We start from the raw sequence: 22585 nt of genomic DNA, 5'->3' as shown, positions 1-22585 counted from the left end.
CCCCCCCCCCCCCCCCCCCCCCCCCCCCCGCACGCCGCCGCGCGCACGAGTGAAGGCCGGTCCGGATTCTCCGGGCCGGCCTTCGCCGTACCCGGGCCCCCGGGATCCGATCCGATCCCATCCGATCCCGGCAGGGCTCCGAACAGTTCCGCGAGCGGACACCTCGGCGCCGCCGTGTCAAGGGGTCGGCCCCGACCACGGCGATTCATTCATCCACATCTAGTCTCGAGGAGCCCGCTCCGATCGCGGTGACGACACCGCCCGACGACGCTGGGAAAGAGAGACGATGCGGGAGCACTCCACCCCCCTGTCGACCACGGTCGACGACCACCGCAACATCACCGACCTGCTCACCCGCCGCGCGGCCGCCGCGCCCGAGCACGGCGCGTTCGACGTGCCGTCGGGGCAGGGCTGGCGCGTCGTGACGACCGCGCAGTTCCTGACGGAGGTGCAGCGGCTGGCCAAGGGGCTCATCGCCACCGGCATCCGCCCCGGCGAGCGCCTGGCCATCATGGCGCCCACCCGTTACGAGTGGGCGCTGGTCGACCTCGCCGCGTGGTTCGCCGGCGCGGTGGTGGTGCCGGTGTACGACACGTCGTCGCCCGCGCAGGTGGCGGCCATCGTCGCCGACGCCGACGTGCGCCTGGCCGTCGGCGGCACCCCCGAGCAGACCCGCGTGCTCACCGACGCCTTCGCCGCGACCGGCACCGGCTCCCTCGGCGTCTGGCGCATGAGCGGCGACGTCGACGACAGCACGACCGCGGATGCCGTCACGGCGGGCGCGACGCCGACGCTGGCCGACCTGGCCGCGCGCGCCGACGAGATCGACGACGCGCAGCTCGAAGCCCGTCGCACGACGGCCGGGCTCGACTCCCCCGCGACGATCGTCTACACCTCCGGCACCACCGGCGAGCCCAAGGGGGCGGTGCTCACGCATCGCAACTTCCTCGGTCAGGTGCTCAACATCGCCGCGGCGTACGGCGAGGTCGTGCACCCGCGGGGCAACACCATCATCTTCCTGCCGCTGGCGCACGTGCTCGCGCGCGGCCTGCAGCTCATCTGCCTGGCCAGCGGCATGCGCATCGCCCACCTGTCCGACCCCACCGCCGTCGTCGGCTCACTGGGGGTGCTGCGGCCCACCTTCCTGGTGGTCGTGCCGCGGGTGCTGCAGAAGATCCAGGCCGCCGCCGGCCAGAAGGCCGCCGCCGCCCGCCTGTCGCGGGTGTGGGATGCCGCCGTGCGCACCGCCGAGGAGTGGGGCCGCCGCGCCGAGCAGCCCACCGGGGCGATGCCGACGGCCCTGCGGCTGCGCCACGCCCTGTTCGACCGCCTCTTCTACCGGCGCCTGCGGGCGATCATGGGCGGACGCGTCGACTACGTGCTCTCGGGCGGCGCCCGCCTCGACCCCGAGCTGTCGCTGTTCTTCCGCGGCATCGGGGTGCCTGTCATCGAGGGCTACGGCCTCACCGAGACCACAGCCCCGCTCACCGGCAACCTTCCCGGGCGCATCCGCTCGGGCACGGTCGGTCCGCCCCTGCCCGGCTCGACGGTGCGCATCAGCGACGACGGCGAGGTGCTCGCCCGCGGCATCGGCGTGTTCGGCGGCTACCGCGACCCGCAGCACGACGCGGACGCCTTCGTCGACGGGTTCTTCCGCACCGGCGACCTCGGGCGCCTCGACGACGAGGGCAACCTCATCATCGAGGGCCGACTGAAGGACGTCATCGTCACCTCCAACGGCAAGACCGTGGTGCCCGCGACGTGGGAGTTCGCCGTCGAGGAGAACCCCCTCATCGCGCACGCCGTGATGGTCGGCGAGGGCCGCTCCTACCTGTCGGCGCTGCTGCTGCTCGACCCCGACGCGGTCACCGAGTGGGCCCTGGCCGAGGGGGTCACCCTGTCGCACGCCGCCGGCACGGAGCTGGCCGAGGTGGTCGACGAGCGCCTCCGCGCCCGCATCCAGGCCAGCGTCGACGCCGCCAACGCGCTCGTGGCCCGCAGCGAGCGGGTGCGACGGTTCACCCTCGTCTCCGCCGACCTCGACACGACCCTGCTCACCCCCACCCTCAAGATCAAGCGCCGCGTGGTGCTCGAGCGCGGCTCCGCCGCCGTCGAGAACCTCTACCGCTGACCTCCCCCGGAAACTCCCCCATGTCTTCTCAGAATCGCGCCTCCCTTCTCACCGTCGTCGTCGCCCTCGTCATCGGGGCGCTCATCGCCCTCGCCGGCAGCCAGCACGGCGCGACCGTCGCCGGGCTGCCGGTGTTCGCCCTGGCCGTGGCGATCGCCTTCCTCGTGCAGATCGTCGTGTACATCCCGTCGGCCATCGCCCGCACCGAGCGGTTCTTCGACCTCACCGGCAGCCTCACCTTCATCGCGGTGTCGGTGCTCGTGCTGGTGGCGGTGCCCGCCCCCGACCTGCGCTCGTGGGTGCTCGCGGCGATGGTGATCCTCTGGGCCGTGCGCCTGGGATCGTTCCTGTTCCTGCGCATCCGCCGCTCCGGCGCCGACGACCGCTTCGACGAGCTGAAGGCCCGGCCGCTGCCGTTCCTGCGCGTCTGGGTGCTGCAGGGGCTGTGGGTGTCGGTGACCGCGTCGGCCGCGTGGATCGCGATGAGCGTCGCCCCCGAGCAGCGCGCGCCGCTGGGGTGGCTCTCGATCGTCGGGGTCGTGGTGTGGGTCGTCGGCATCACGATCGAGGTCGTCGCCGATGCGCAGAAGAGCGCGTTCCGGGCGGATGCCGCCGGCCGTGGCCGCTTCATCCGCACCGGCCTGTGGTCGCGCTCGCGCCACCCGAACTACTTCGGCGAGATCCTGCTGTGGATCGGCGTCATGCTGGTGGCCGCGCCCGTGCTGACGGGCTGGCAGTGGGTCGCGCTGCTGTCGCCGGTGTTCGTCATCCTGCTGCTCACCCGCGTCAGCGGCATCCCGCTGCTCGAGGCGAAGGCCGACCGCACCTGGGGCGGCGACGCCGACTACGAGGCCTACAAGGCCGCGACCCCGGTGCTGATCCCCCGGCTCACCGCTCCCGCCGCCTGAACGGCGCCGGGCCTCGGCCCGGCTCGGCGCACGTCGCTGCGCCGGCGCCGGGGTCAGGTCGTGGATGCCGTCGCCGGCGCCGCGCGGCGGCGGCGGGCCGGCACGTCGGCGGGCAGCCGTTCGGCCAGACGCGGCATCGACTCGACGCGCCCGCGCTCGACGTGCGCGGCGGCGAGCGTGCGGGCGAGCTCCACGTGCCCGCCGAGGATGGCCTCGACGATCTCGTCGTGCTCGTCCCATCGCCGCGGGGTATCGCGCTCGGGGGTGAGGCGGAACAGCCACCGGGTGCGCCCGGTGAGCAGGCCGCTCATGCGCATGAGCAGCTGGTGACCGGCCAGCGCGAAGATCTCCTCGTGCAGATCGGAGTTGCGCGTCGAGGGCGGGCCGTCGCCGTCGTGCTCGACGTGGGCCACTTCCAGCGCGGCCAGCAGGCGCGTGGTGTCGGCGCCGGCGCGGGCGCGCTCGGCGGCCAGCGCCGCGGCGAAGGGCTCGAGCTGCAGGCGCATGTCGAACAGCTCACGGGCGTCGTGCAACGTGAAGGTGTGCACGATGGCCGCGCGACGGTGCGACGACGAGACGAAGCCCTCGGCCTCGAGCTGCTGCAGGGCCTCGCGCACCGGCACGCGTGAGACCCCGAGCTGCTCGGCGACGCCGCGTTCGCCGAGCTTGTCGCCCATGGCGATCTCGCCGGTGATGATCCGCTCGCGCAGCGTGTGCGCGATGCGGGGCCCGGTCGCGTCGGACTGCTGCATGCTCCCATCCTGGCAGAGCGGCGCCGAACGTCGGCAATGCACGTTTGGTATTCCGAAACTGCATTTGTTTCACGTTTGCACGCGCTGCGGGTGCATTTGGTACTCCAAAGTGTCGCGGCCGTAAGGGTTGTGTTGCGTGTTGGTTACAACGGCGGCCCACCCCGGAGCGGTGTCATAGCGTCCTGCTCGTGCTCCCGTTCCTCTTGCGCCGCCTCGGCCTGGCCGTCGCCACGATCCTGCTCGTGGTGACGATCGGGTTCGTCCTCGGCCGCCTGACCGGCGCCCCGGCCGCCCTGCTCCTCCCCGACAACGCCACCGCCGCCGAGGTCGACGCGCTCAACGCCAGCCTCGGCTTCGACCGCCCGTTCCTCGTGCAGTACCTCGACTTCCTCGGCGGGCTGTTCACCGGCGACTTCGGCGACTCGTACCGCATGCACGAACCGGCGATCGGCCTCGTGCTCGAACGGATCCCGGCGACGATCGAGCTGGCGTTCTGGGCGTTCCTGGCCGGCTTCGCGCTGGCCCTGGTGGCGGCCCTGGCCATCCAGCTCACCGGCAGCCGGGTGCTGCGGGCGATCGTGGGATGGAGCGGCGCGGTGCGCCAGTCGATCCCTGACTTCTTCTTCGGCCTGCTGCTGGTGCTGGTCTTCTCGGTGGCGGCGGGCCTGCTGCCCTCGCTCGGGCGCACCAGCCCCGCCAGCCTCGTGCTGCCGGTGGTCACCCTGGCCACCGGCCAGTTCGTCATGTACCTGCGACTGCTCGATGCCGCCCTCAGCGAGCAGGCCGGGCAGGACTACGTGCGCACCGCCTTCGCGCAGGGCCGCCGGCGCAGCACGATCCTGCTCACCCAGATGCTGCCCAACGCCCTGCCGCCGGTGCTGGGCATGGCGGGGCTCAACCTCGGCGGCCTGCTGGGCGGCACCGTCGTGGTCGAGGTGGTCTTCGCCTGGCCGGGCCTGGGCCACCTGCTCACCGACGCCGTGAGCCAGCGCGACTTCCCGATCGTGCAGGCGGGCCTGCTCGTGGTCGCGCTCATGTTCGTCGTCGTCAACACCCTCGTCGACCTCGTCGTCGCCCGCATCGATCCCCGAACGGCCCAGTCATGACCGCCGCGCCCCTCGCCCCCGCCCCCGTCTCCGCCACCACGATCGCCCGCCCACCGCGGCTGCGCCTGCGCCCCTCGGCCGTCGTCGGCCTCGTGATGATCGGCAGCGTCGTCGCCCTCGCGGCGATCGTGCCGCTGCTGCCCGGCTTCGATCCCTTCACGCAAGACCTCTCCCGCGCGCTGCAGAAGCCGTTCGCCGACCCCGCCCACCTTCTCGGCACCGACCCGCTCGGCCGCGACCTGCTCAGCCGCATCTCGCTCGCCTCCAGCGTGACCCTCGGCATCACCCTGGCCATCGTCGTCCTCAACGCCCTCATCGGCACCACCATCGGCATCCTCTCGGGGTTCTTCGGGGGGCGGCTGGAGGCGGCGCTGTCGGTGCTGTCCAACACGGTGCTGGCGATGCCGGTCGTGCTGCTGCTGATCGCGATCTGCGCCGTCGTCTCGCCCAGTGCGGCGCTGACGATCATCGTCGTCGGCTGCACCTGGTGGGTGGGCTACGCCCGCGTCACCCGCAACATCGCCGCGGCGCTGCGCACCCAGGACTTCGTCGTCGCCCCGCTCACCCACGGCGCCGACCGGGTGTGGGTGCTCACCCGCCACATCGTGCCGAACGTGTGGCCGCACACCCTCATCATCGCGGCCACCGACATCGCCACCATCGTGCTCATCGAGTCGTCGCTGGAGTACCTGGGCCTGGGCGTGCAGCCGCCCACCCCCAGCTGGGGCGCGATGATCTTCGACGCCCAGAAGTACCTCGCCACCGACCCGTGGCTGGTGATCCTGCCCGGCCTCACGATGTTCCTCGCCGTGGCGGGCGTGCAGTTCGTCAGCCAGCAGTTCACCGCCGAGGCCCGCGGCACGCTGCTGCGCAAGGGAGGAACCCGATGACCGTTCCCGTGCTGTCCGTGGAGGGCCTGTCGATCGAGGTCGCCTCCCCCGCCGGCGCCCACACCGTCGTGCACGACGTGAGCTTCGAGGTCGCCCGCGGCCGCGCCCTCGGCATCGTCGGCGAATCGGGCTCGGGCAAGAGCCTCACGATGCTGGCCGCCATGGGGCTGCTCCCCGAGGGCGTGCGCGTCGCGAGCGGACGCATCGTGCTCGACGGGCGCGAGATCACCGCCCTCGACGAACGCGAGCTGCGCGGCATCCGCGGGCGCAAGGTCGCGATGATCTTCCAGGACCCGATGTCCTCGCTCAACCCGCTGCAGCCCGTCGGCGCGCAGATTGCCGCCGCGGTGCGCGTGCACGCCGGCCTCAGCCGCGCCGCGGCGCGTCGCCGCGCGGTGGAGCTGCTGGAGTCGGTGGGGGTGCGCTCGGCCGCCGAACGCGCCGCCACCCGCCCGCACCAGTGGTCGGGCGGCATGCGCCAGCGCGCCGTCATCGCCATGGCGATCGCCCACGACCCGCTCATGCTCATCGCCGACGAGCCGACCACCGCGCTCGATGTCACCGTGCAGGCGCAGGTGATGGCCCTGCTCGACGAGGTGCGGGAGCGCACCGGATCGGCGCTGGCCCTCGTCACGCACGACCTCGGCGTCGTCGCCCAGCACACCGACGAGATCGCGGTGATGCTGCGCGGCGAGATCGTCGAGCGCGGCGCGACCGCCGACGTGCTCGGCCGCCCCGCCGAGGAGTACACGCGGCGGCTGCTGGCCGCGATCCCGTCGGCCCACCGGGCCCCGCAGCGCACCGCCGCCGAGATCGACCTCGCCGCCACCCCCGCCCTGCGCGTGGACGACCTGGTCGTCGAATACCCGGGCCGCCGCCGCGGCGCCCCGGTGCGCGCCGTCGACGGGGTGTCGCTGCAGATCCACGCGGGCGAGACGCTCGCCGTGGTCGGCGAGTCGGGATGCGGCAAGTCGTCGCTGCTGCGTGCGATCCTCGGTCTCACCGCCCCGACCTCGGGCACGATCGCCTTCGAGGGGAGCCCGGCTGCGCCCACGATCGCCGGGCGCTCGGCGGCGCAGCGCTCGCGGGCGCAGATCGTGTTCCAAGACCCCTCCTCCGCCCTCGACCCGCGGTACGCGATCGCCGACACCGTGGCCGAGCCGCTGCGGGTGCGCCGCGCGTTCAGCCGCGCCCGGGTGCGCGAGCTGCTCGACGGCGTCGGCCTCGACGACACGTTCGACGAGCGCCTCCCCCGGCGCCTGTCGGGCGGCCAGCGCCAGCGCGTGGGCATCGCCCGCGCTCTGGCCCTCGACCCCGCCCTCGTGCTGCTCGACGAGCCGGTCTCGGCGCTCGACGTCTCCATCCAGGCGCAGGTGCTCGAGCTGCTGGGCGGCCTGCAGCGCGCGCACCGCCTCGCCTACCTGTTCGTCTCGCACGACCTCGGCGTCGTGCGCGGCGTGGCCGACCGCGTCGTCGTGATGCAGTCGGGCCGCATCGTCGAACAGGGCCCGACCGAAGACGTGTTCACCGACCCGCAGCATCCGTACACCCGCACCCTGCTCGACGCCATCCCCCGCCTCACCTCCTGAAAGGCACCGCCATGACAATCACCCGCTCCCGCCGCGCCCTCGCCGCCGGTTCGTTCTTCGCCCTCGGGGCGCTCGTGCTCGCCGGCTGCGCGGGCGGCTTCGACGAGCCCGCCGCCTCGGGGGGACCGTCGCAGACCACGATCACCGCCGCCCTGCCCACCGACCCGACCTCGATGGACCCGATCCGCTCGGGCGCGCTCGTGGTGCTGTCGGTGTTCTTCCACACCCACGACCAGCTGGTGAAGATCACCGCCGACGGCGCCATGGAGCCCAAGCTCGCCACCGAGTGGACCGCCAACGACGACCTGACCACGTGGGACTTCACCCTGCGCGAGGGCGTGACCGCCAGCAACGGCGAGGAGATCACCGCCGACGACGTGGTGTTCTCGTACGAGACGATCCTCGCCGACCCCACCGGCGAGAACTACGCCTACCTCTCGTCGGTGGACCGCGTCGAGAAGGTCGACGACCAGACGGTGCGCTTCGTGCTCAAGCAGCCGTTCTCGGCCTTCCCCCGCAACACGTCGCTGATCTCGGTCGTCCCCGCCGACACCTACCAGGAGATGGGCGCCGACGCCTACGCGCAGGACCCGATCGGCTCGGGGCCGTACACGTTCGAGAAGATCACCAAGGGCGTCTCATACGACCTCGCCCGCAACGAGGACTACTGGGGCGAGGCGCCGCAGATCGAGAAGATCTCGCTGCAGCCGGTGGCCTCGGCCGAGTCGCGCGCCAGCGGCGTGCTCTCGGGCAGCCTGGATGTCGCCCAGATCGGCCCCACCCAGGTCTCCAGCATCGAGGGCGCCCAGAACGCCCAGGTCTTCAGCGCCCTCTCCAACGGCGTCGTGTTCCTGGGCCTGAACTCCACCTCCGGCGTGCTGCAGGACCCCCGCATCCGCGAGGCGATCGGCATGGCGATCGACACCGAGGCGATCACCGGCTCGCTGCTGTCGGGGCTGGCAGAGCCGGCCACCTCGATGCTCGCCCCCGCCGTCGAGGGCTTCTCGGGCGATGTCGACGGCTTCGCCTACGACCCCGATGCCGCCAAGAAGCTCCTGGCCGAGGCGGGGTACGACGGCTCCCCCATCCCCTTCGACTACGCCACCGACGGTCGCATCCCGCTCTCCAGCGAGGTGTCCCAGAGCATCCAGGGCTACCTCGACGCGGTCGGCATCGCCGTGGAGATGCGCGGCGCCGACCAGCAGAGCCACACCCTGAAGGTGCGCAACAAGGAGATGAAGGGCATCTACCTCAACACCTGGGCGCCCTCCACGCTCGACGGCGACCTGCCGCTGACCGACTTCTTCGAGACGGCCGGCAACAACAACTACGCGCAGGACCCGGTGACGGCAGAGCTCGCCGCCCAGCAGCGCGGCGTCGACGGGGAAGCCCGCCAGGACGTGTTCGCCGAGCTGCTCGACTACAGCAACACCCAGGGCTACTTCGTGCCCCTCTACGTGCCCGCCAACAACTACGCCGCCGCGGGCACCCTGGCCTGGGAGCCCCGCGCCGACGGCCTGTTCGACTTCACCGGGACGAGCTTCGAATGAGCACCACCACCCTGCTGCGAGACGTGCGCCCGTGGGGCGGCGAGGTCACCGACCTCGCCGTCCGCGACGGGGCCGTCATCGGCCCCGTGACCGCGCCGCCCACCGGAGAGGTGCGGGTGGTCGAGGGCCGCGGCCGCATCCTGCTGCCGTCGTTCGCCGACGTGCACGTGCACCTGGACTCCACCCGGGTCGGCCTCCCGTTCCGCCCGCACACCGGCACCGCCGGGGTGTGGAATATGATGCTCAACGACCGCGACAACTGGCGCGGCGCCGAGGTGTCGATGACCGAGCGGGTGACGACCACCCTCGAGCGCGCCATCGCCCGCGGCACCACCGCGGTACGCACCTATGCGCAGGTCGACGTGGATGCCGGTCACGAACGCCTCGACGCGGTGCTGGCCGCCCGCGAGGCCAACGCGGGGCGGTGCGACGTGGAGATCATCGCGTTCCCGCAGGCGGGCCTGCTGCGCGAGCCGGGCTCGATCGAGGTGCTCGACGGGGCCATGGCCCGCGGCGCCGACGTCGTCGGCGGCATCGACCCGTGCGCCCTCGACCGCGACCCGGTGCGCCACCTCGATCTCGTGTTCGGGATCGCCGAGAAGCACCAGGCGCCGATCGACATCCACCTGCACGAGCCCGACCAGCTCGCGAAGTTCTCCACCGAGCTCATCATCGAGCGCACCCGCGCGCTGGGGATGGCCGGCAAGGTGACGATCTCGCACGGGTACGGCCTGGGGAAGCTCCCCGAGCCGCAGCTGCGGGCGCTCCTGGAGCAGTTCCGCGAGCTCGACATCTCGATGGCGACCATCGCACCGCCCACCGCACTGCCCACGCTGCTGCTGGCCGAGTACGGCATCCGGCTGGGACTCGGGCAGGACGGGCAGCGCGACTACTGGTCGCCCTACGGCAACACCGACATGCTCGACCGCACCTGGCAGCTGGCGTTCACCAACGGGTTCCGCCGCGATGACGACATCGAGCACTGCGTGGCCATCGCGACCGCCGGCGGGCGGGCGGTCATGGGCACCGCGCCGGCGCTGGCCTCGGCGCTCGACAGGCCGGGCCTGGCCCCCGGCGACCCGGCCGACCTGGTGCTCGTGGCCGGCGACACGGTGACGGCCGCGGTGATGGACCGGCTGCCCGACCGCACCGTGCTCTACCGCGGCGCCGTCGTGGCCGACGGGCTGGAACTGACCGGCGAGGTCGCGGCATGACCCTGCTGCTGGGCGCGACGCAGCTCGAAGGGCTCGTCGACCGCGAGCTCACCGCCGAGGCGGTGGCCCGGGTGTTCGCCGAGATCGCCGCCGGCGCCGCCGACCAGCCGCAGCCGACGTCGATGTCCACCGGCGCCGACACCGGCCGCTACATCCTGATGTCGGCGGTGTCGGACGCACTCGGGCTCGTCGGGGTGAAGCTGCTCACCGACCTCCCCGCCAATGCGCAGCGCGGTCTTCCCACCCAGCGGTCGATGATCCTCGTCGCCGACCGGGTCGACGGCGAGCCGGTGGCGCTGCTGCACGGTCGGGTGCCCACCCGCGTGCGAACCGCCGCCGCCAGCGCCGTCGCCACGGGCGCCCTCGCCCGCGACGACGCCCGGGTGCTCGGCCTCATCGGGGCCGGCGCCCTCGCCCACGAGCACGTGCGCGCCCTGCGGGGCGTGCGCCCGTTCGAGCGCCTGGTGGTGTGGTCGCGTTCGCCCGAGACGGTGGCGCGCTTCGCCGCCACCGTCGACGGGCCGGGCGAGGTCGTGGCCGCGGCCACTCCCGAGGAGGTGTTCGCGGCGGCCGACGTGGTGTGCACGCTCACCCCGTCAGTGGAGCCGATCGTGCGCGCCGAGTGGCTGCGCCCGGGGCAGCACCTCAACGTCGTCGGCGCCCGCCCGCGGCCCGACGAGCGCGAGCTCGACGGGGCGGCGATGGCCCGGGCGAGCGTGTGGGTCGACGACCACGCCACCGCCCAGACCAAATCGGGCGACCTGCTGCTGGCCGTCGCCGAGGGCGCCATGTCGCTGCACGACGTGGTGGGCACCCTCGGCGAGGTGCTCACCGGCCGCAGCCGGGGCCGCACGGATGCCGACGAGATCACGCTGTTCGACTCGGTGGGAATCGGCGCGCAAGACCTCGCCGTGGCCGATGTGCTGGTGCGGGCCGCGCGCGAGCGCGGGGTGGGCACCCATATCGACCTCGGCGCGTGAGCCTGGGAATCGCTTATGGACCCCCGCCGGGAGCGGGTCGTTCGTTACCTCGTCGTTATAGAGTCGTCGTGCGCTGATCGTTTTGCTGTGGCGGTCAGCCGCATGTGATTGCAGGGCTCTCTGGTGCAAGAGAGACAGGGCCGGTCGGGATCCCCGATCGGCCCTTCTGCATCCCGTCGCGCGAGCGCGGTTCCCGATGTCGCCCGTCCGGCGTAGCCTCGCCCCGACGAGGAGGTCCACCATGAACGCCCTGGGGAACATCACGTTCTACGCCGACGACCCGCCCGCGCTCGCCCGGTTCTGGTCGGCCGTGTTCGGCTATCCGCCGCAGACGTGGGAGGAGCCGCTGCGCAGCGAACTGCTGGCCGCCGGGCTCACCGACGACGACCTCGCCCGGCGCGGCCTGGCCGAAGATCCCACCGGGGCGGGCCCCCGGCTGTTCTTCCACCATGCCGACCGGCGCAAGGCGGGGCGCAACCGGCTGCACCTCGACATCACCGTCACCGCCGCCGACGGCGACGACCGGCCGCGGGCGCAGCTGCTCGCCGAGGAGAAGGACCGGCTGGTGGGCCTCGGCGCATCGGTGGTGCGCCTCGTCGACCAGCGGTGGGGGCCGTGGCCCGAGCACTACTGGCAGCTGCGCGATCCCGAGGGCAACGAGTTCTGTCTGCAGTGACGCCCGCCGGGAGTCGTCCAGGCGCCGCGGATTACAATTCCCTGTGCCCTCCGCCCCGCTGACCTCCGACGCCGACCCCTCCGACCTGCCCGCCGCCGGCGACGAGGTGACGGCCCCCAGCGGCATCGACCCGCAGGACCTCGCCACCACGCTGCGGGTGCTGGCAGACCTCGCGCAGGTCGACCAGTCGCATCCCGACTTCATCTCCGTCCGTCGTGCGACCGCCGCGATGTTCAAGGCGACGAAGAAGGAGCGGCGCCGCGAGATCCGCGAGGCGATCGCCGCCGCCGACCGCGCCGTGGTCGCCGCCACCGCCACCGGGGCCCCCGACCGCATCGACGACGAGACCCGCGGCATCCCGATCAGCTCGTCGACGACCGCCCCCACGGCCGGCACGCTGCTCAAGCCCCGCCCCTGCTACATCTGCAAGCAGCCCTACACGCTCGTCGACGCGTTCTACCACCAGCTGTGCCCCGACTGCGCGGCGCTCAGCCACGCCAAGCGCGACGCGCGCACCGACCTCACCGGCAAGCGCGCTCTGCTCACCGGCGGTCGCGCGAAGATCGGCATGTACATCGCGCTGCGGCTGCTGCGCGACGGCGCCCACACGACGATCACCACCCGCTTCCCGCGCGACGCGGTGCGGCGCTTCTCGAGCCTGCCCGACGCGCCCGAGTGGATCGACCGCCTGAAGATCGTCGGCATCGACCTGCGCGACCCCGCCCAGGTGATCGGCCTGGCCGAAGACGTGGCCGCCGCCGGCCCCCTCGACATCCTCATCAACAACGCTGCCCAGACCGTGCGTCGCTCGCCGGGCGCCTACCAGCCGCTGGTCGACGCCGAGCTGGCCCCGCTGCCGAGCGGGCCGCTGCCGCAGCTGGTGACGTTCGGGCACACCAACGACCCGCACCCGCAGGCGCTCGCGCAGTCGGTGGCCGCCCACCCGGTGCTGGCCGCGGCCGCCTCCCGCGCCGACGAGCTGACCGAGCAGGCGATGACGGCGGGCTCGAGCTCGCTGGAGCGGCTGCACGCCGGCACCGCGATCGACGCCGGCGGTCTCATCCCCGACCTGCACGACACGAACTCGTGGGTGCAGGCCGTCGACGAGGTCGAGCCGATCGAGATGCTCGAGGTGCAGCTGGCCAACACCACCGCCCCGTTCATCCTCGTGTCGATGCTCCGCCCGGCGATGCGCGCCAGCACCGCCCGGCGCACCTACATCGTCAACGTCAGCGCGATGGAGGGCGTGTTCGGCCGCGGCTACAAGGGCCCCGGGCACCCCCACACCAACATGGCCAAGGCCGCCGTCAACATGCTGACCCGCACCAGCGCCCGCGAGATGTTCGAGACCGACGGCATCCTGATGACGAGTGTCGACACCGGCTGGATCACCGACGAGCGCCCGCACCCCACGAAGGTGCGTCTGGCCGAAGAGGGCTTCCACGCCCCGCTCGACCTCGTCGACGGTGCCGCCCGCGTGTACGACCCGATCGTGCGCGGCGAGGCCGGCGAAGACCTGTTCGGGGTGTTCCTCAAGGACTACGCCCGCAGCGCATGGTGAGCGACCTCACCCCCGGGATGCGGGTGGTGGTGCGCTACCTGCTGCCCACGGGGCAGGCCACCGACGCGCTCGGCGTGCTGCTGGCCGCCGACGCGCGCGAGCTCGTGGTCGACGGCAAGCGCGGGGTCGAGCGCATTCCCCGCGGCGCCGTGATCGCCGCCAAAGAGGTGCCGCCGCCGCCCGCACCCCGCCCGCGCCGCGTCGGCTGAGCGCCCGGCCGCACGCGGGTCAGGGCAGGAAGTACTCGCGCGCCAGCGGCGCGATCTCGAGATCGTCGGCGTCGGCGGTCGTCGCCCAGCGGTGCTCCTCGATCTCGGCGGCGACCACCGGCATCCGCCGCGCCAGGTCGACGGCGAACACGTCGGCGACGACGACGAAGCCCGGCTCGTTGGCGGCGTGCGCGCGGTACTCGCCCAGCGCGCGCAGCTGCGCGGGGGCGACGAGCACGCCGATCTCCTCGTGCAGCTCGCGGATGAGGGTGTCGGCGGGCGCCTCACCCGGCTCGGGCTTGCCGCCGGGCTGCATGAACGCGGTCGTGCCGCGCTTGCGCACCAGCAGCAGGCGTCCCTCGGCGTCGAGGATCACCGCGGCGGAGACGCGGATCTCGCGGGTCTCGGTCACAGCAGCACCAGCACGCCCACGACCGCGGATGCCGCGGCCAGCACGAGCGCGATGCAGATGAGCGCGACGTGCACGCGGTAGAAGGCGGTGCGGCTGCCGTCGGCAGCGCGGGCGCGCGGGTCGTTCGCGATGCGCGGATAGAAGCGGGGCCACACGACGGCGTTGAACACGGCGCCTGCCAGCAGCAGGACGGCAGCGAAGACGGTCACCCTTCGATCGTAGGTCGCGCGGGAGGGTGCGCCCGGTGCGGCCGGGCTCAGCCCTCGGCCGCCGAGATCTCGTAGTCGGCGAAGGCGAGCCCGCTGGCGCGGATGGCGCGGGTGATCGCAGCGTGCTGCGCGGCCGGGGCGGTCACCTGCACCTGCGGGGCGCCGTCGCTGCGGCCGCTGCCGTCGTCGGCCCAGAACGCGACCACGCCGCGCTCGTCGGCCAGTTCGCGCAGCAGCGCCTGGGTGCGGCCGCGCTCGCCCGCCGCGACGGTGAGCCCGAGGGTCGCCGCGTTGATCTCGATCGGCTCGCCGGGATCGCGCCCGGCGGCGCGCGCGAGGTCGTCGGCGTGGGCGACCAGGGGCAGCAGGGCGGAGAGGGGCGCGGCGGGGTCGGCGGTGGCGACGATCGCGAAACGCCCTGCGTCCCACACCGCCGGCTGCACCTCCAGACCGGGCACGACCTCGTCGAGGGCCGACACCAGCGGGGCCGCGTCGAATCCGAACGCCGGGCACACGGCATCCGCTGCGCGGGGCGCGGCCGCGGCCTCGCCGTGCAGCGACACCGTGGTGCCGGCAGCGGTGCGCACCCGCAGCGACATCGTGACCGGGTCGGGGTGGTCGCCCGCGCACACCTCGTCGAGCACGGCGGGCAGGGCGGCCGCGTCGACGGTGGCGGACAGCCACGAGGTGGGCTGGGCGAAGGTGGGCGCCTCGACCCACCGTTCGGTGCTCACCTCGCTCACGCCCGGCGCCGCTTCGACGCGCGCCGCGAGCTCGTCGAAGCGCGCGCTCGGGCGGTCGAAGTGCGTCTCGTCGATCATCCATCCGTAGATCACGACACCACCCACGAGCACCGCCCCGCCGACGAGACCGAGCGACCAGCCCGCGATCGTGCGCCGGCGCCGCGAGTGCTCCTGCGCCCCGTCCCCTGCGGCGGGCTCCGGTCTCGTCGGCATGGCGGGCTACTGCTTCAGCATCGCGTTGGCCATGAGGTGGGCCGGGTCGGCGTGGTGCGAGTGGTCGTCGTCGCCGACGTCGAGGCGCACCCACGAGATGTCACCGGTGAAGGTGTTGTCGTCGGTGGAGTAGTCCGGCGACACCGGCGAGGCCAGGTCCTGGCCGATGTCGACCGTCTCGTCGAGCGAGAACGTGAACGGGATCGTCCGCTCCACCCGCCCGGTGCCGACCTGCTGGTCGCCGTCGAACAGCGTGACCGTGCCGCCCTTGCCGAGGCCGCCGCCGTCGTAGGCGAACTCGGCGCGCACCTCGCGCGTGCCGGGGGCCAGGGGCGTGTCGGAGTGCACCGTGGCCACCTCGATGGCGAGCGTGTTGTAGCAGAACGCCAGGCCGCCCTCGTGCAGGTAGAAGCTCCATCCGCCGTAGGCGCCGCCCTGTGCCACGATGACGCCGGCCGCACCGGCATCCGGGATCGTCACCTTCGCCGTCACGGTGAACGACTTGTTCTTCACCCCGATGACGCAGTTCTCGTTGAGGCGCTTCATGCCCGGGTAGAGGATCTGCGTGTCGCCGTCGAGGATCTTGGGCCGGCCCACCAGGTCGGCGTTGAACCGCTCGGCGGTGCGGATGTCGAGCGGCAGCACGTTGAACCGGGCCGCCTGGATGAGGAACAGCTGCTGCAGGTGCGCGAGCCGCTCGGGCTCCTGGGCGGCGAGGTCGTTGGACTGCGTCCAGTCCTCCTCGACGTTGTACAGCTCCCACACGTCGTCGTCGAGCGGGTGGTCGGAGCCCAGCCACGGGTACTTGTGCTTGGCGACGGCCGTCCACCCCTTGTGGAAGATGGCGCGGTTGCCGACCATTTCGAAGTACTGCGTGGTGTGCTGCTCGTCGGCGGCGCCGTCGTCGAACGAGTAGTTCATCGGGGTGCCCTCGTAGGGGCGCTGGGTGACCCCGTTGACGGTGTGCGGCTCGGGGATGCCTGCGGCCTGCAGCACCGTGGGGGCGACGTCGATGACGTGCGCGAACTGGTTGCGGATCTCGCCGCGCGCGGCGATGCCGTTCGGCCACGACACGATCGTGCCGTTGCGGGTGCCGCCCCAGTGGCTGGCGACCTGCTTGGTCCACTGGTACGGGGTGTCCATCGCGTGCGCCCACCCGATCGCGTAGTGGTTGTACGACCGCGGGGTGCCGAGGTCGTCCTTGTGCGCGATGAGGTAGTCGTCGTCCTCCATGTCGGTCATGTGGTTGAGGAGGAACGCCTCGTTGGTGGTGCCCTTCATCGTGCCCTCGGCGGAGGCGCCGTTGTCGCCGATGATGACGTAGATGAGGGTGTCCTCGAGCACGCCCAGCTCGTCGAGCGCGTCGATGAGACGGCCGGCGTGGTGGTCGGCGAACGACAGGAAGCCGGCGTACACCTCCATCTCGCGGGCGAGCACGGGATACAGGTCGGGGTTCATCTCGTCCCACGCCGGGATGCCGTCGCTGCGCTCGGTGAGCACGGCGTCCTGCGGGATGACGCCCAGCTCCTTCTGACGGGCGAAGGTCTCTTTGCGCACCTCGTCCCAGCCCTGGTCGAAGGCGCCCTTGTACTTGTCGGCCCATTCCTCCGGCACGTGGTGCGGGGCGTGGGTCGCGCCGGGCGCGAAGTAGGTGAAGAAGGGCTTGTCGGGGGCGAGCGACTTCTGCTGCTTCGTCCAGGCGATCGCCTTGTCGGTCATGTCGCCCATGAAGTGGTAGCCCTCTTCGGGGGTGCCCCACGGCTCGACGGGGATCGTGCCCTCGTACAGCGCCGGGTACCACTGGTTGGTCTCGCCGCCGATGAAGCCGTAGAAGTGCTCGAAGCCGCCGCCGGGCGAGGGCCAGCCGTCGAACGGGCCGACGGGGCTGGCGGTCCACACCGGCACCTCGTGGCACTTGCCGAACTGCGCGGTGCTGTAGCCGTTGAGCTTGAGCGTCTCGGCCAGCGGCGCGCATTTGTTGGGGCGGAGGGAGTTGTAGCCGGGCGCCGAGGTCGCGATCTCGGTGATGCCGCCCATGCCGACGGTGTGGTGGTTGCGGCCGCTCAGCAGGGCCGCGCGCGTCGGCGAGCACAGCGCGGTGGTGTGGAACCGGGTGTACTTGAGGCCCTGCGCGGCGATGCGCTCGAACGTGGGCGTGTGCACCGGGCCGCCGAAGGCGCTCGACGCCCCGAACCCGGTGTCATCGATGAGGATGACGAGCACGTTCGGCGCCCCCTCGGGCGCGCGCACCGGCCGGATCGGCGGGTAGTGCGTGTCGGGGTCGGTGGCGTCGTAGGTCACCGTGCCGGTGTAGGCCAGATCGGGGATCGGCAGCGACGAGCGCGGGAAGTCATCCTGGGTCATGCGAGCTCCTCTGGGGTGGGGATGAGGCTCACGCTAGCGGGGGCGCCCGGCGAGCCGCCACCCTTTTCCGGGCGTCGTGCGGAGCGGATCTGCGCGCGCTCGACCGGCCCCCACCACGGGGTCTGCCAGGATCGTCCGATGGACTTCCTCGTGCGCACCCCCGTGGCATCCGACGCCCCCGCGATCGCGGCGCTGCACGTGCGCACGTGGCAGGAGACGTATGCGCACCTGCTGCCGGCGGGGTTCTTCGACGAGGCGCACACGCGCATGCGCCACGACATGTGGACGCACATCCTCGGCGCGCCGCGGCCCGACCGGGTCGTGCGACTGGCAGAGGTCGACGGCGTGCCGACGGGCTTCGCGTTCAGCGGCCCGAGCATGGGGACCGCCGACGCGCAGCCGCCGCGCGCGCGACAGCTCTACTGCCTCTATGTGAGCCGGGGCGCGCACGGCACCGGCATCGGGCAGGCGCTCCTCGACGAGACGCTCGGCGCCGACCCGGCGATGCTCTGGGTAGCCGCGCAGAACCCCCGCGCGATCGCGTTCTACCGCCGCAACGGGTTCGCCTTCGACGGCGTCGAGCAGATCGACCCCGGCGCCCCGGCGATCACCGACGCCCGCATGGTGCGCTGACGACGAGCGGATGCCGCGGGTCGCGGCGCGGTCCGCGGTGCCCGGCGCGGCCGCCGGGCCCCTCAGTGGATGCGCGCCACCTCGACGTCGACCGTCGCGCCCGGGTCGTCGGCGGCGGCGAGCAGGCGGTCGGCCACCCGCCGGGCAGTGTCGACCGTCGACTGCGCCGACGAGGTCGCGATCCGCACGGCCACCGCGGGGCGGCCGCCGTCGTCGACCACGGCCACCTCGGGCTCGGCGCCGCCGACGGCGGGCACGAGCAGCCCCGGCAGGCGTCGCATCCGGCTGTGCGGAGAGAACACCTCGGCGACCCCGTCGGTGCCGAGCACCGCGGCCAGCAGCGGCTCGGCGGCAGCGGAACCGACCGGCTCGAGCGGTTCGACGGGATCGAGGTCGGTGCTCATGAGAGGTCCTTTCCGGGGGCTCCGGGGGTTCCAGGGGTTCCGGGGGTTCCGGGGGTTGCGGTGTCGGCGGGGTCGTACCCGTGCACGTCGACGATGTCGACGTCGACCGTGGTCACGTTCAGCTCGGTGTGCTCGGCCAGCACCCGGTAGACCCGGGTGCGCAGGCGCTCCGCCAGCTCGGTCACGTCGCGGTCCCACGCGGCGGTCGCGGTCAGCCGGACCTGCACGGGGGCGCCGGGCACGTCGGCGTCGCCGACGATCTCGGTGCGCCCGACGAACAGTCCGTCGATGCTGTCTCCGGCTGCGCGCAGCAGCGAGCGCACGGCGCCCTCGGTGACGGTGATGCGCACCCGAGGGTCGGGGTGCTGCACGGGCAGGCTCCGGCCGGTGCCGACCTCGGCGCGCACGGCGGTGAGGATGCCCTGGAACCATCTCTCCGGCAGGGCGGGAAGGTGCACCGCCTCGTCGGCGATGAGGTCGCGGGAGAGCTGGCCCACGCGTTCGAGCGCCTCCAGCGCGTTGAGGCACTCGGGGCAGTTCTCGATGTCGGGATCGCGGGGCGTGCGGCCGTTGTCGAGGTAGGTGCTGAGCTCCTCGATCGTCCGTCCGCACTCGAGGACGATGCCGTCGTCGCCGGTCATCGCCACCCCTCCATCCTGCTCGTGATGCGCGATCGGGCTCGGGCGAGATACCCGCGGACCGTGCTCAGGGGAATGTCCATCTCATCTGCAATCTCGGTATAGCTCAACTCCGCGATCTCCCGCAGCAGCCAGCATCGACGTTCGTTCTCGGGCAGGGTGCCCAGTGCGGCGGCGAGCGCCTCGAGTTGCGCATTGCGGATCGCGACGGTCTCGGGCTGCAGGTCGAAGCGCGCCTGCGGCTCGACGATGTCGACGTCGAGGCTCACCTCGCCGCGACGGCGACGCAGCAGCCCGAACGCCTCCCGGCTGGCGATCCGCATGAGCCAGGGGCGCACCATGGCGGGGTCGCGCAGCGTCGGGAGTTTGCGCCACGCGATCACGAACGCCTCCTGCACGACGTCGTCGGCCTCGCTCAGCGAGCCGACGATGCGCCACACATAGGCGCGCACGATCGGCGAGTGACGGCGCACGATCTCGCCGAACGCCTCGGTGTCGCCGTCGGTCGCACGCGCGACCAGGATGAGGTCGGCGACCTCGCCCAGCGGTGCTCCCGCAGCCTCACGACCTGTCATCCCGAATCTTTCTCGAACTTTTCTGTGACGAAACCGCCGCCCGGCGCCTCTTACCTGTGAGAGCGAAAGTAACGCTCCCGGAGAGAGCCACCCAGGTGGTTGTCACCGCTCCCGAGAAGAGATAAAGGACCCGTCATGGCCACTCAGGAAAACACCCCCACCCCCGCCGCTCCCGCGACCCCGCAGTCCTCGGCGGGCCGGGTCGACCGCCCGTTCGCATCCACCCGCGTCGCCCTCGACGACAGCGCCGCCGGCCGCACGACGATCGCCGACGGCGTGGTGGCCAAGGTCGCCGGCATCGCCGCCCGCGAGGTGGCGGGCGTCTACGCACTCGGCGGCGGCGGAGCCCGCGCCTTCGGTGCGCTGCGCGAGGTCGTCAACGCCACCGACCTGACGCAGGGCGTCAAGGTCGAGGTGGGCGAGACCCAGGCCGCCGCCGACATCACGATCGTCGTCGAGTACCCCGCTCCCATCCAGGAGGTCGCCGCGAGCGTGCGTGCCGCGGTCGCCGGTGCGATCAGCCGTCTGGTCGGACTCGAGGTCGTCGAGGTCAACGTCGACGTCAACGACGTGCACCTGCCCAGCGACGACACCTCCGCCGACGAATCGCGCGTCTCGTGAGCACGACCGTCGCCGGGGCGGCACTGGGCGCGGTGCTCGCCCTCAGCGCCCTGATCTTCGGGTTCTGGGGCTTCCTCCTCGTGGCGCTGTTCATGGCCGTGGGGGCCCTCATCGGGCGGATCGCCTCGGGCAAGCTCGACGTGCGCGGCCTGGCCGACGCCTTCACCGGCCGGCGCACCTCGTGAGCGGCGGCAGCGTGTGGCCCGTCGGCCGCGATGCGACGGATGCCGCGGCGCAGCAGCCCACGTATCCCGGACGCATCGTGGTGCGCGAGCGCGCGCTGCGCACCGCCGTCCGCGCGGCTGCGGCAGACGTCGTCGGCGTCGGCCGTGACGACGTGTCGGTCGACGTGGCCGAGCACGCCGGCGGTCTGGCGGTGCGACTGGCGACTCCGCTGTCGGTGCCCGACCTCGACGACCTCGAGGCGGTGGCGGCGGCCACGCCCGTCGTCGAACGCCTCGGCGCGCTGCAGCAGGAGCTGCAGGCGCGGCTCGGGCGTCTGACCGGACGCGACATCACCCGCGTCGACATCACGATCACCGGGGCCACCGTGCCCCCGCGAAGGAGAGTCCGATGAGCACCGTCAGCCCGGCACGGCCGAGCGCGCCCGGCACGTCCGGTGACCCTGCCGTCCCGAGTGCCGCGCCCGCCCGGGGCACCCCGGCGCTGGCCCGGGTGGTGCGCCGTGAGACGCATTCGCCGCGCACGGTCGCCATGTTCGCCGCGGTCGTGCTGGTGATCCTCGCCCTGGTCTACGTCGGCACCGAGATCGTGCTGTCGCTGCTCGGCGCGGCTCCCCTGCTCGTGGCACCCGGCCCGGCGTTCGGCTGGGTCGTGGCGCTGCCGACGGCCGAGCCTGCGGCCGCCGTCATCGCCGGCGGCGTGGGGATCGCCGTCGTCGGAGCGGTGCTCGTGGTGCTCGCCGTGGCGCCCGGCCGCCTCCCGAAGCACGAGCTGCAGTGGGGCGAGCGGGCCGTCGTCGTCGACAACGGGGTGATCGCCGCGGCGCTCGCCCAGCACCTCAGCCTCGAGACGGGGCTCGCCCGCGACAAGATCACCGTCGGTGTGGCCCATCGCAGCATCGACATCACCCTCGCACCGGCGGCGGGCGAACCGCTCGACGTCGACCGGGTGCGCGCGCTCGCCGACGCCGAGATCGCGCGCTTCCAGCTGGCCCGCCCCGTGCGCACCCAGGTGCGCGTGGCCCGGGCGCCCGAACAGGAGTGGGACCGATGAACGACACCAACCGCGCGACCAACCGCATCCTGCTCGGCCTCATCGGCCTCGTGCTGATCGTGGTCGGCGGCGGCGCCGCCACGGCGCGCGTCTGGCCCGCCGCCGGCGAGGCGTGGACGAGCGCGCTCACCACCGCCGGCACCGCGCTGAGCGACGCGCAGGATGCGACCCGCATCGGCGACGCCACGGCATCCTGGCTCGGGATCGGCGCCGTCGCCGCGCTGGCCCTCGTGGTGATCGTGCTCATCGTCATCCTCATCCGCACGCCGTCGGTGCACCGTTCGCGGGCCCTGCTGCGGGCGCACGGCGCCGAGAATCCGCTGGGCCGCGTGACGGTGAAGGAGTCGTTCGCCTCAGATGCACTCACCCACGCCCTCGCGCAGCGCGACGAGATCCTCAGCACCTCCGTCACCGCCCACACCGTCGCCGGGCGCCCCGTGCTGCACGTGAGCGTGACGCCGCGGCAGAACACGTCGCCGCGGGCCGTGGTCGAGCGCGTCGACCGGCTCGTCACCAACCTCACCACGGTCACCGGCCAGGAGGTGCCCACTTACATCTCGATCCACTCCGGTCTGCGCGCCCGCCTGGCGCAAGACCAGCGTCGGCTGTCATGAGCCGGATGCCGTTCGCGCCGGCGCCCCGGGCGTAAGCCGGGCCGGATCGCCCTCACCCCCGCCGCAAGGCACCACCCATGAGAAAGGAGCTCATCATGAGCGCAGGAGACAAGATCAAGAACGCCGCCGAGGAGCTCGCCGGGAAGGCCAAGGAGGCCGTCGGCGAGGTCACGAACAACGACAAGCTCGTCGCCGAGGGCAAGGCCGACCAGGCCAAGGCATCGGTGAAGAAGGCGGGCGAAGACGTCAAGGACGCCCTCAAGTAGGTCGCTCCGTCAGGGGGTGCGCCATCGCCGTCGGGTGGTGGCGCACCCCTTCGCCGTGAGGGCGCACGCCGCGCGTGGGAGACGGCGGCGA

26 protein-coding genes are annotated in these 22585 nt (G+C 72.7%); 18 read left to right on the top strand and 8 right to left on the bottom strand.

Features of this window, described 5'->3' with window-relative positions; translation table 11 throughout:
- Positions 1-286 precede the first annotated feature (286 nt).
- Together N3K63_RS14270 and N3K63_RS14265 are read left to right on the top strand one after the other, a co-directional pair.
- On the top strand, positions 287-2131 hold the full coding sequence (locus N3K63_RS14270) for an AMP-dependent synthetase/ligase (protein ID WP_261580862.1): 1845 nt from the start codon (positions 287-289) through the stop codon (positions 2129-2131).
- Between the two features lie 20 nt (positions 2132-2151).
- Positions 2152-3039, top strand: coding sequence for a DUF1295 domain-containing protein (locus N3K63_RS14265; RefSeq protein ID WP_261580861.1), 888 nt, complete (start codon positions 2152-2154; stop codon positions 3037-3039).
- 53 nt (positions 3040-3092) lie between these two features.
- On the opposite strand, the gene N3K63_RS14260 is transcribed toward N3K63_RS14265, so the two are convergent.
- Positions 3093-3791: a GntR family transcriptional regulator gene (locus tag N3K63_RS14260; protein WP_261580860.1), complete on the bottom strand. Its 699-nt coding sequence runs from the start codon at positions 3789-3791 to the stop codon at positions 3093-3095.
- 188 nt (positions 3792-3979) lie between these two features.
- Between N3K63_RS14260 and N3K63_RS14255 the strand changes: the two genes are divergently transcribed.
- From N3K63_RS14255 to N3K63_RS14215, 9 genes are all read left to right on the top strand, one after another.
- Positions 3980-4897, top strand: a complete 918-nt coding sequence (locus N3K63_RS14255) for an ABC transporter permease (RefSeq protein WP_261580859.1) — start codon at positions 3980-3982, stop codon at positions 4895-4897.
- Complete coding sequence (locus tag N3K63_RS14250) at positions 4894-5787, top strand: ABC transporter permease (RefSeq protein WP_261580858.1); 894 nt, start codon at positions 4894-4896, stop codon at positions 5785-5787. Before N3K63_RS14255 ends, N3K63_RS14250 begins: the two co-directional genes overlap by 4 nt.
- Positions 5784-7376: a dipeptide ABC transporter ATP-binding protein gene (locus N3K63_RS14245; RefSeq protein ID WP_261580857.1), complete on the top strand. Its 1593-nt coding sequence runs from the start codon at positions 5784-5786 to the stop codon at positions 7374-7376. The genes N3K63_RS14250 and N3K63_RS14245 overlap by 4 nt, the downstream gene beginning before the upstream one ends.
- Before the next feature lie 11 nt (positions 7377-7387).
- On the top strand, positions 7388-8926 hold the full coding sequence (locus N3K63_RS14240; RefSeq protein WP_261580856.1) for an ABC transporter substrate-binding protein: 1539 nt from the start codon (positions 7388-7390) through the stop codon (positions 8924-8926).
- A complete protein-coding gene (locus tag N3K63_RS14235) occupies positions 8923-10140 on the top strand; it encodes an amidohydrolase family protein (RefSeq protein ID WP_261580855.1) in 1218 nt (405 codons plus the stop codon). The genes N3K63_RS14240 and N3K63_RS14235 overlap by 4 nt, the downstream gene beginning before the upstream one ends.
- Positions 10137-11120, top strand: a complete 984-nt coding sequence (locus N3K63_RS14230) for an ornithine cyclodeaminase family protein (protein WP_261580854.1) — start codon at positions 10137-10139, stop codon at positions 11118-11120. Before N3K63_RS14235 ends, N3K63_RS14230 begins: the two co-directional genes overlap by 4 nt.
- Positions 11121-11361: 241 nt before the next feature.
- Positions 11362-11796 (top strand): VOC family protein, encoded by a 435-nt coding sequence (locus tag N3K63_RS14225; protein ID WP_261580853.1) that lies wholly within the window; start codon positions 11362-11364, stop codon positions 11794-11796.
- An 85-nt stretch (positions 11797-11881) separates the two neighbouring features.
- Positions 11882-13357 carry an SDR family oxidoreductase gene (locus tag N3K63_RS14220; protein WP_261580874.1) on the top strand — a complete coding sequence of 492 codons (1476 nt, stop codon included), beginning with the start codon at positions 11882-11884 and terminating at the stop codon, positions 13355-13357.
- Positions 13351-13566, top strand: coding sequence for a putative acetyltransferase (locus N3K63_RS14215; RefSeq protein WP_390895270.1), 216 nt, complete (start codon positions 13351-13353; stop codon positions 13564-13566). Before N3K63_RS14220 ends, N3K63_RS14215 begins: the two co-directional genes overlap by 7 nt.
- A gap of 19 nt (positions 13567-13585) precedes the next feature.
- On the opposite strand, the gene N3K63_RS14210 is transcribed toward N3K63_RS14215, so the two are convergent.
- From N3K63_RS14210 to N3K63_RS14195, 4 genes are read right to left on the bottom strand one after another with little or no spacing between them, the layout of a single operon-like run.
- Positions 13586-13978: an NUDIX hydrolase gene (locus N3K63_RS14210; RefSeq protein WP_261580851.1), complete on the bottom strand. Its 393-nt coding sequence runs from the start codon at positions 13976-13978 to the stop codon at positions 13586-13588.
- Positions 13975-14187 carry an SCO4848 family membrane protein gene (locus N3K63_RS14205; RefSeq protein WP_261580850.1) on the bottom strand — a complete coding sequence of 71 codons (213 nt, stop codon included), beginning with the start codon at positions 14185-14187 and terminating at the stop codon, positions 13975-13977. The genes N3K63_RS14210 and N3K63_RS14205 overlap by 4 nt, the downstream gene beginning before the upstream one ends.
- 47 nt (positions 14188-14234) lie before the next feature.
- Positions 14235-15143, bottom strand: coding sequence for a hypothetical protein (locus N3K63_RS14200; protein ID WP_261580849.1), 909 nt, complete (start codon positions 15141-15143; stop codon positions 14235-14237).
- A gap of 6 nt (positions 15144-15149) precedes the next feature.
- Complete coding sequence (locus N3K63_RS14195; RefSeq protein WP_261580848.1) at positions 15150-17507, bottom strand: arylsulfatase; 2358 nt, start codon at positions 17505-17507, stop codon at positions 15150-15152.
- 138 nt (positions 17508-17645) lie between these two features.
- On the opposite strand from N3K63_RS14195, the gene N3K63_RS14190 reads away from it, so the two are divergent.
- Positions 17646-18140 (top strand): GNAT family N-acetyltransferase, encoded by a 495-nt coding sequence (locus N3K63_RS14190; protein WP_261580847.1) that lies wholly within the window; start codon positions 17646-17648, stop codon positions 18138-18140.
- Positions 18141-18202: 62 nt separating this feature from the next.
- Here the strand turns inward: N3K63_RS14190 and N3K63_RS14185 are convergent, their stop codons facing one another.
- From N3K63_RS14185 to N3K63_RS14175, 3 genes are read right to left on the bottom strand one after another with little or no spacing between them, the layout of a single operon-like run.
- On the bottom strand, positions 18203-18544 hold the full coding sequence (locus N3K63_RS14185; RefSeq protein ID WP_261580846.1) for a hypothetical protein: 342 nt from the start codon (positions 18542-18544) through the stop codon (positions 18203-18205).
- On the bottom strand, positions 18541-19185 hold the full coding sequence (locus tag N3K63_RS14180; protein WP_261580845.1) for an Asp23/Gls24 family envelope stress response protein: 645 nt from the start codon (positions 19183-19185) through the stop codon (positions 18541-18543). Before N3K63_RS14180 ends, N3K63_RS14185 begins: the two co-directional genes overlap by 4 nt.
- Positions 19182-19757, bottom strand: coding sequence for an RNA polymerase sigma factor (locus N3K63_RS14175; protein WP_261580844.1), 576 nt, complete (start codon positions 19755-19757; stop codon positions 19182-19184). The genes N3K63_RS14180 and N3K63_RS14175 overlap by 4 nt, the downstream gene beginning before the upstream one ends.
- A gap of 135 nt (positions 19758-19892) precedes the next feature.
- On the opposite strand from N3K63_RS14175, the gene N3K63_RS14170 reads away from it, so the two are divergent.
- The 6 genes from N3K63_RS14170 (at position 19893) to N3K63_RS14145 (ending at position 22494) form a co-directional block, all read left to right on the top strand.
- Complete coding sequence (locus tag N3K63_RS14170) at positions 19893-20378, top strand: Asp23/Gls24 family envelope stress response protein (RefSeq protein WP_261580843.1); 486 nt, start codon at positions 19893-19895, stop codon at positions 20376-20378.
- Positions 20375-20563, top strand: coding sequence for a DUF2273 domain-containing protein (locus N3K63_RS14165; RefSeq protein WP_261580842.1), 189 nt, complete (start codon positions 20375-20377; stop codon positions 20561-20563). Before N3K63_RS14170 ends, N3K63_RS14165 begins: the two co-directional genes overlap by 4 nt.
- Complete coding sequence (locus tag N3K63_RS14160) at positions 20560-20955, top strand: hypothetical protein (protein ID WP_261580841.1); 396 nt, start codon at positions 20560-20562, stop codon at positions 20953-20955. Before N3K63_RS14165 ends, N3K63_RS14160 begins: the two co-directional genes overlap by 4 nt.
- On the top strand, positions 20952-21614 hold the full coding sequence (locus tag N3K63_RS14155; RefSeq protein ID WP_261580840.1) for a DNA/RNA endonuclease G: 663 nt from the start codon (positions 20952-20954) through the stop codon (positions 21612-21614). The genes N3K63_RS14160 and N3K63_RS14155 overlap by 4 nt, the downstream gene beginning before the upstream one ends.
- The gene (locus N3K63_RS14150; protein WP_261580839.1) at positions 21611-22228 is read left to right on the top strand and encodes a hypothetical protein; all 618 of its coding nucleotides are present in this window, start codon (positions 21611-21613) and stop codon (positions 22226-22228) included. The genes N3K63_RS14155 and N3K63_RS14150 overlap by 4 nt, the downstream gene beginning before the upstream one ends.
- Before the next feature lie 95 nt (positions 22229-22323).
- Complete coding sequence (locus tag N3K63_RS14145; RefSeq protein WP_261580838.1) at positions 22324-22494, top strand: CsbD family protein; 171 nt, start codon at positions 22324-22326, stop codon at positions 22492-22494.
- Positions 22495-22585: the final 91 nt, after the last annotated feature.

The sequence above is a fragment of the Microbacterium festucae genome (genome assembly GCF_025421715.1).
GTDB lineage: Bacteria > Actinomycetota > Actinomycetes > Actinomycetales > Microbacteriaceae > Microbacterium > Microbacterium festucae.
The sequence above is the reverse complement of the archived record's forward strand: the minus strand, read 5'-3'. Positions and strand labels throughout refer to the sequence as shown.

Bases quoted from the DNA above. Each gene is read 5' to 3' on its own strand.
- N3K63_RS14190 (WP_261580847.1), top strand. From the start codon at position 17,646: ATGGACTTCCTCGTGCGCACCCCCGTGGCATCCGACGCCCCCGCGATC.
- N3K63_RS14180 (WP_261580845.1), bottom strand. From the start codon at position 19,185: ATGACCGGCGACGACGGCATCGTCCTCGAGTGCGGACGGACGATCGAG.
- N3K63_RS14170 (WP_261580843.1), top strand. From the start codon at position 19,893: ATGGCCACTCAGGAAAACACCCCCACCCCCGCCGCTCCCGCGACCCCG.
- N3K63_RS14155 (WP_261580840.1), top strand. From the start codon at position 20,952: ATGAGCACCGTCAGCCCGGCACGGCCGAGCGCGCCCGGCACGTCCGGT.
- N3K63_RS14240 (WP_261580856.1), top strand. From the start codon at position 7,388: ATGACAATCACCCGCTCCCGCCGCGCCCTCGCCGCCGGTTCGTTCTTC.
- N3K63_RS14235 (WP_261580855.1), top strand. From the start codon at position 8,923: ATGAGCACCACCACCCTGCTGCGAGACGTGCGCCCGTGGGGCGGCGAG.
- N3K63_RS14250 (WP_261580858.1), top strand. From the start codon at position 4,894: ATGACCGCCGCGCCCCTCGCCCCCGCCCCCGTCTCCGCCACCACGATC.
- N3K63_RS14215 (WP_390895270.1), top strand. From the start codon at position 13,351: ATGGTGAGCGACCTCACCCCCGGGATGCGGGTGGTGGTGCGCTACCTG.
- N3K63_RS14225 (WP_261580853.1), top strand. From the start codon at position 11,362: ATGAACGCCCTGGGGAACATCACGTTCTACGCCGACGACCCGCCCGCG.
- N3K63_RS14245 (WP_261580857.1), top strand. From the start codon at position 5,784: ATGACCGTTCCCGTGCTGTCCGTGGAGGGCCTGTCGATCGAGGTCGCC.
- N3K63_RS14200 (WP_261580849.1), bottom strand. From the start codon at position 15,143: ATGCCGACGAGACCGGAGCCCGCCGCAGGGGACGGGGCGCAGGAGCAC.
- N3K63_RS14175 (WP_261580844.1), bottom strand. From the start codon at position 19,757: ATGACAGGTCGTGAGGCTGCGGGAGCACCGCTGGGCGAGGTCGCCGAC.
- N3K63_RS14145 (WP_261580838.1), top strand. From the start codon at position 22,324: ATGAGCGCAGGAGACAAGATCAAGAACGCCGCCGAGGAGCTCGCCGGG.
- N3K63_RS14260 (WP_261580860.1), bottom strand. From the start codon at position 3,791: ATGCAGCAGTCCGACGCGACCGGGCCCCGCATCGCGCACACGCTGCGC.
- N3K63_RS14195 (WP_261580848.1), bottom strand. From the start codon at position 17,507: ATGACCCAGGATGACTTCCCGCGCTCGTCGCTGCCGATCCCCGATCTG.
- N3K63_RS14185 (WP_261580846.1), bottom strand. From the start codon at position 18,544: ATGAGCACCGACCTCGATCCCGTCGAACCGCTCGAGCCGGTCGGTTCC.
- N3K63_RS14270 (WP_261580862.1), top strand. From the start codon at position 287: ATGCGGGAGCACTCCACCCCCCTGTCGACCACGGTCGACGACCACCGC.
- N3K63_RS14265 (WP_261580861.1), top strand. From the start codon at position 2,152: ATGTCTTCTCAGAATCGCGCCTCCCTTCTCACCGTCGTCGTCGCCCTC.
- N3K63_RS14230 (WP_261580854.1), top strand. From the start codon at position 10,137: ATGACCCTGCTGCTGGGCGCGACGCAGCTCGAAGGGCTCGTCGACCGC.
- N3K63_RS14150 (WP_261580839.1), top strand. From the start codon at position 21,611: ATGAACGACACCAACCGCGCGACCAACCGCATCCTGCTCGGCCTCATC.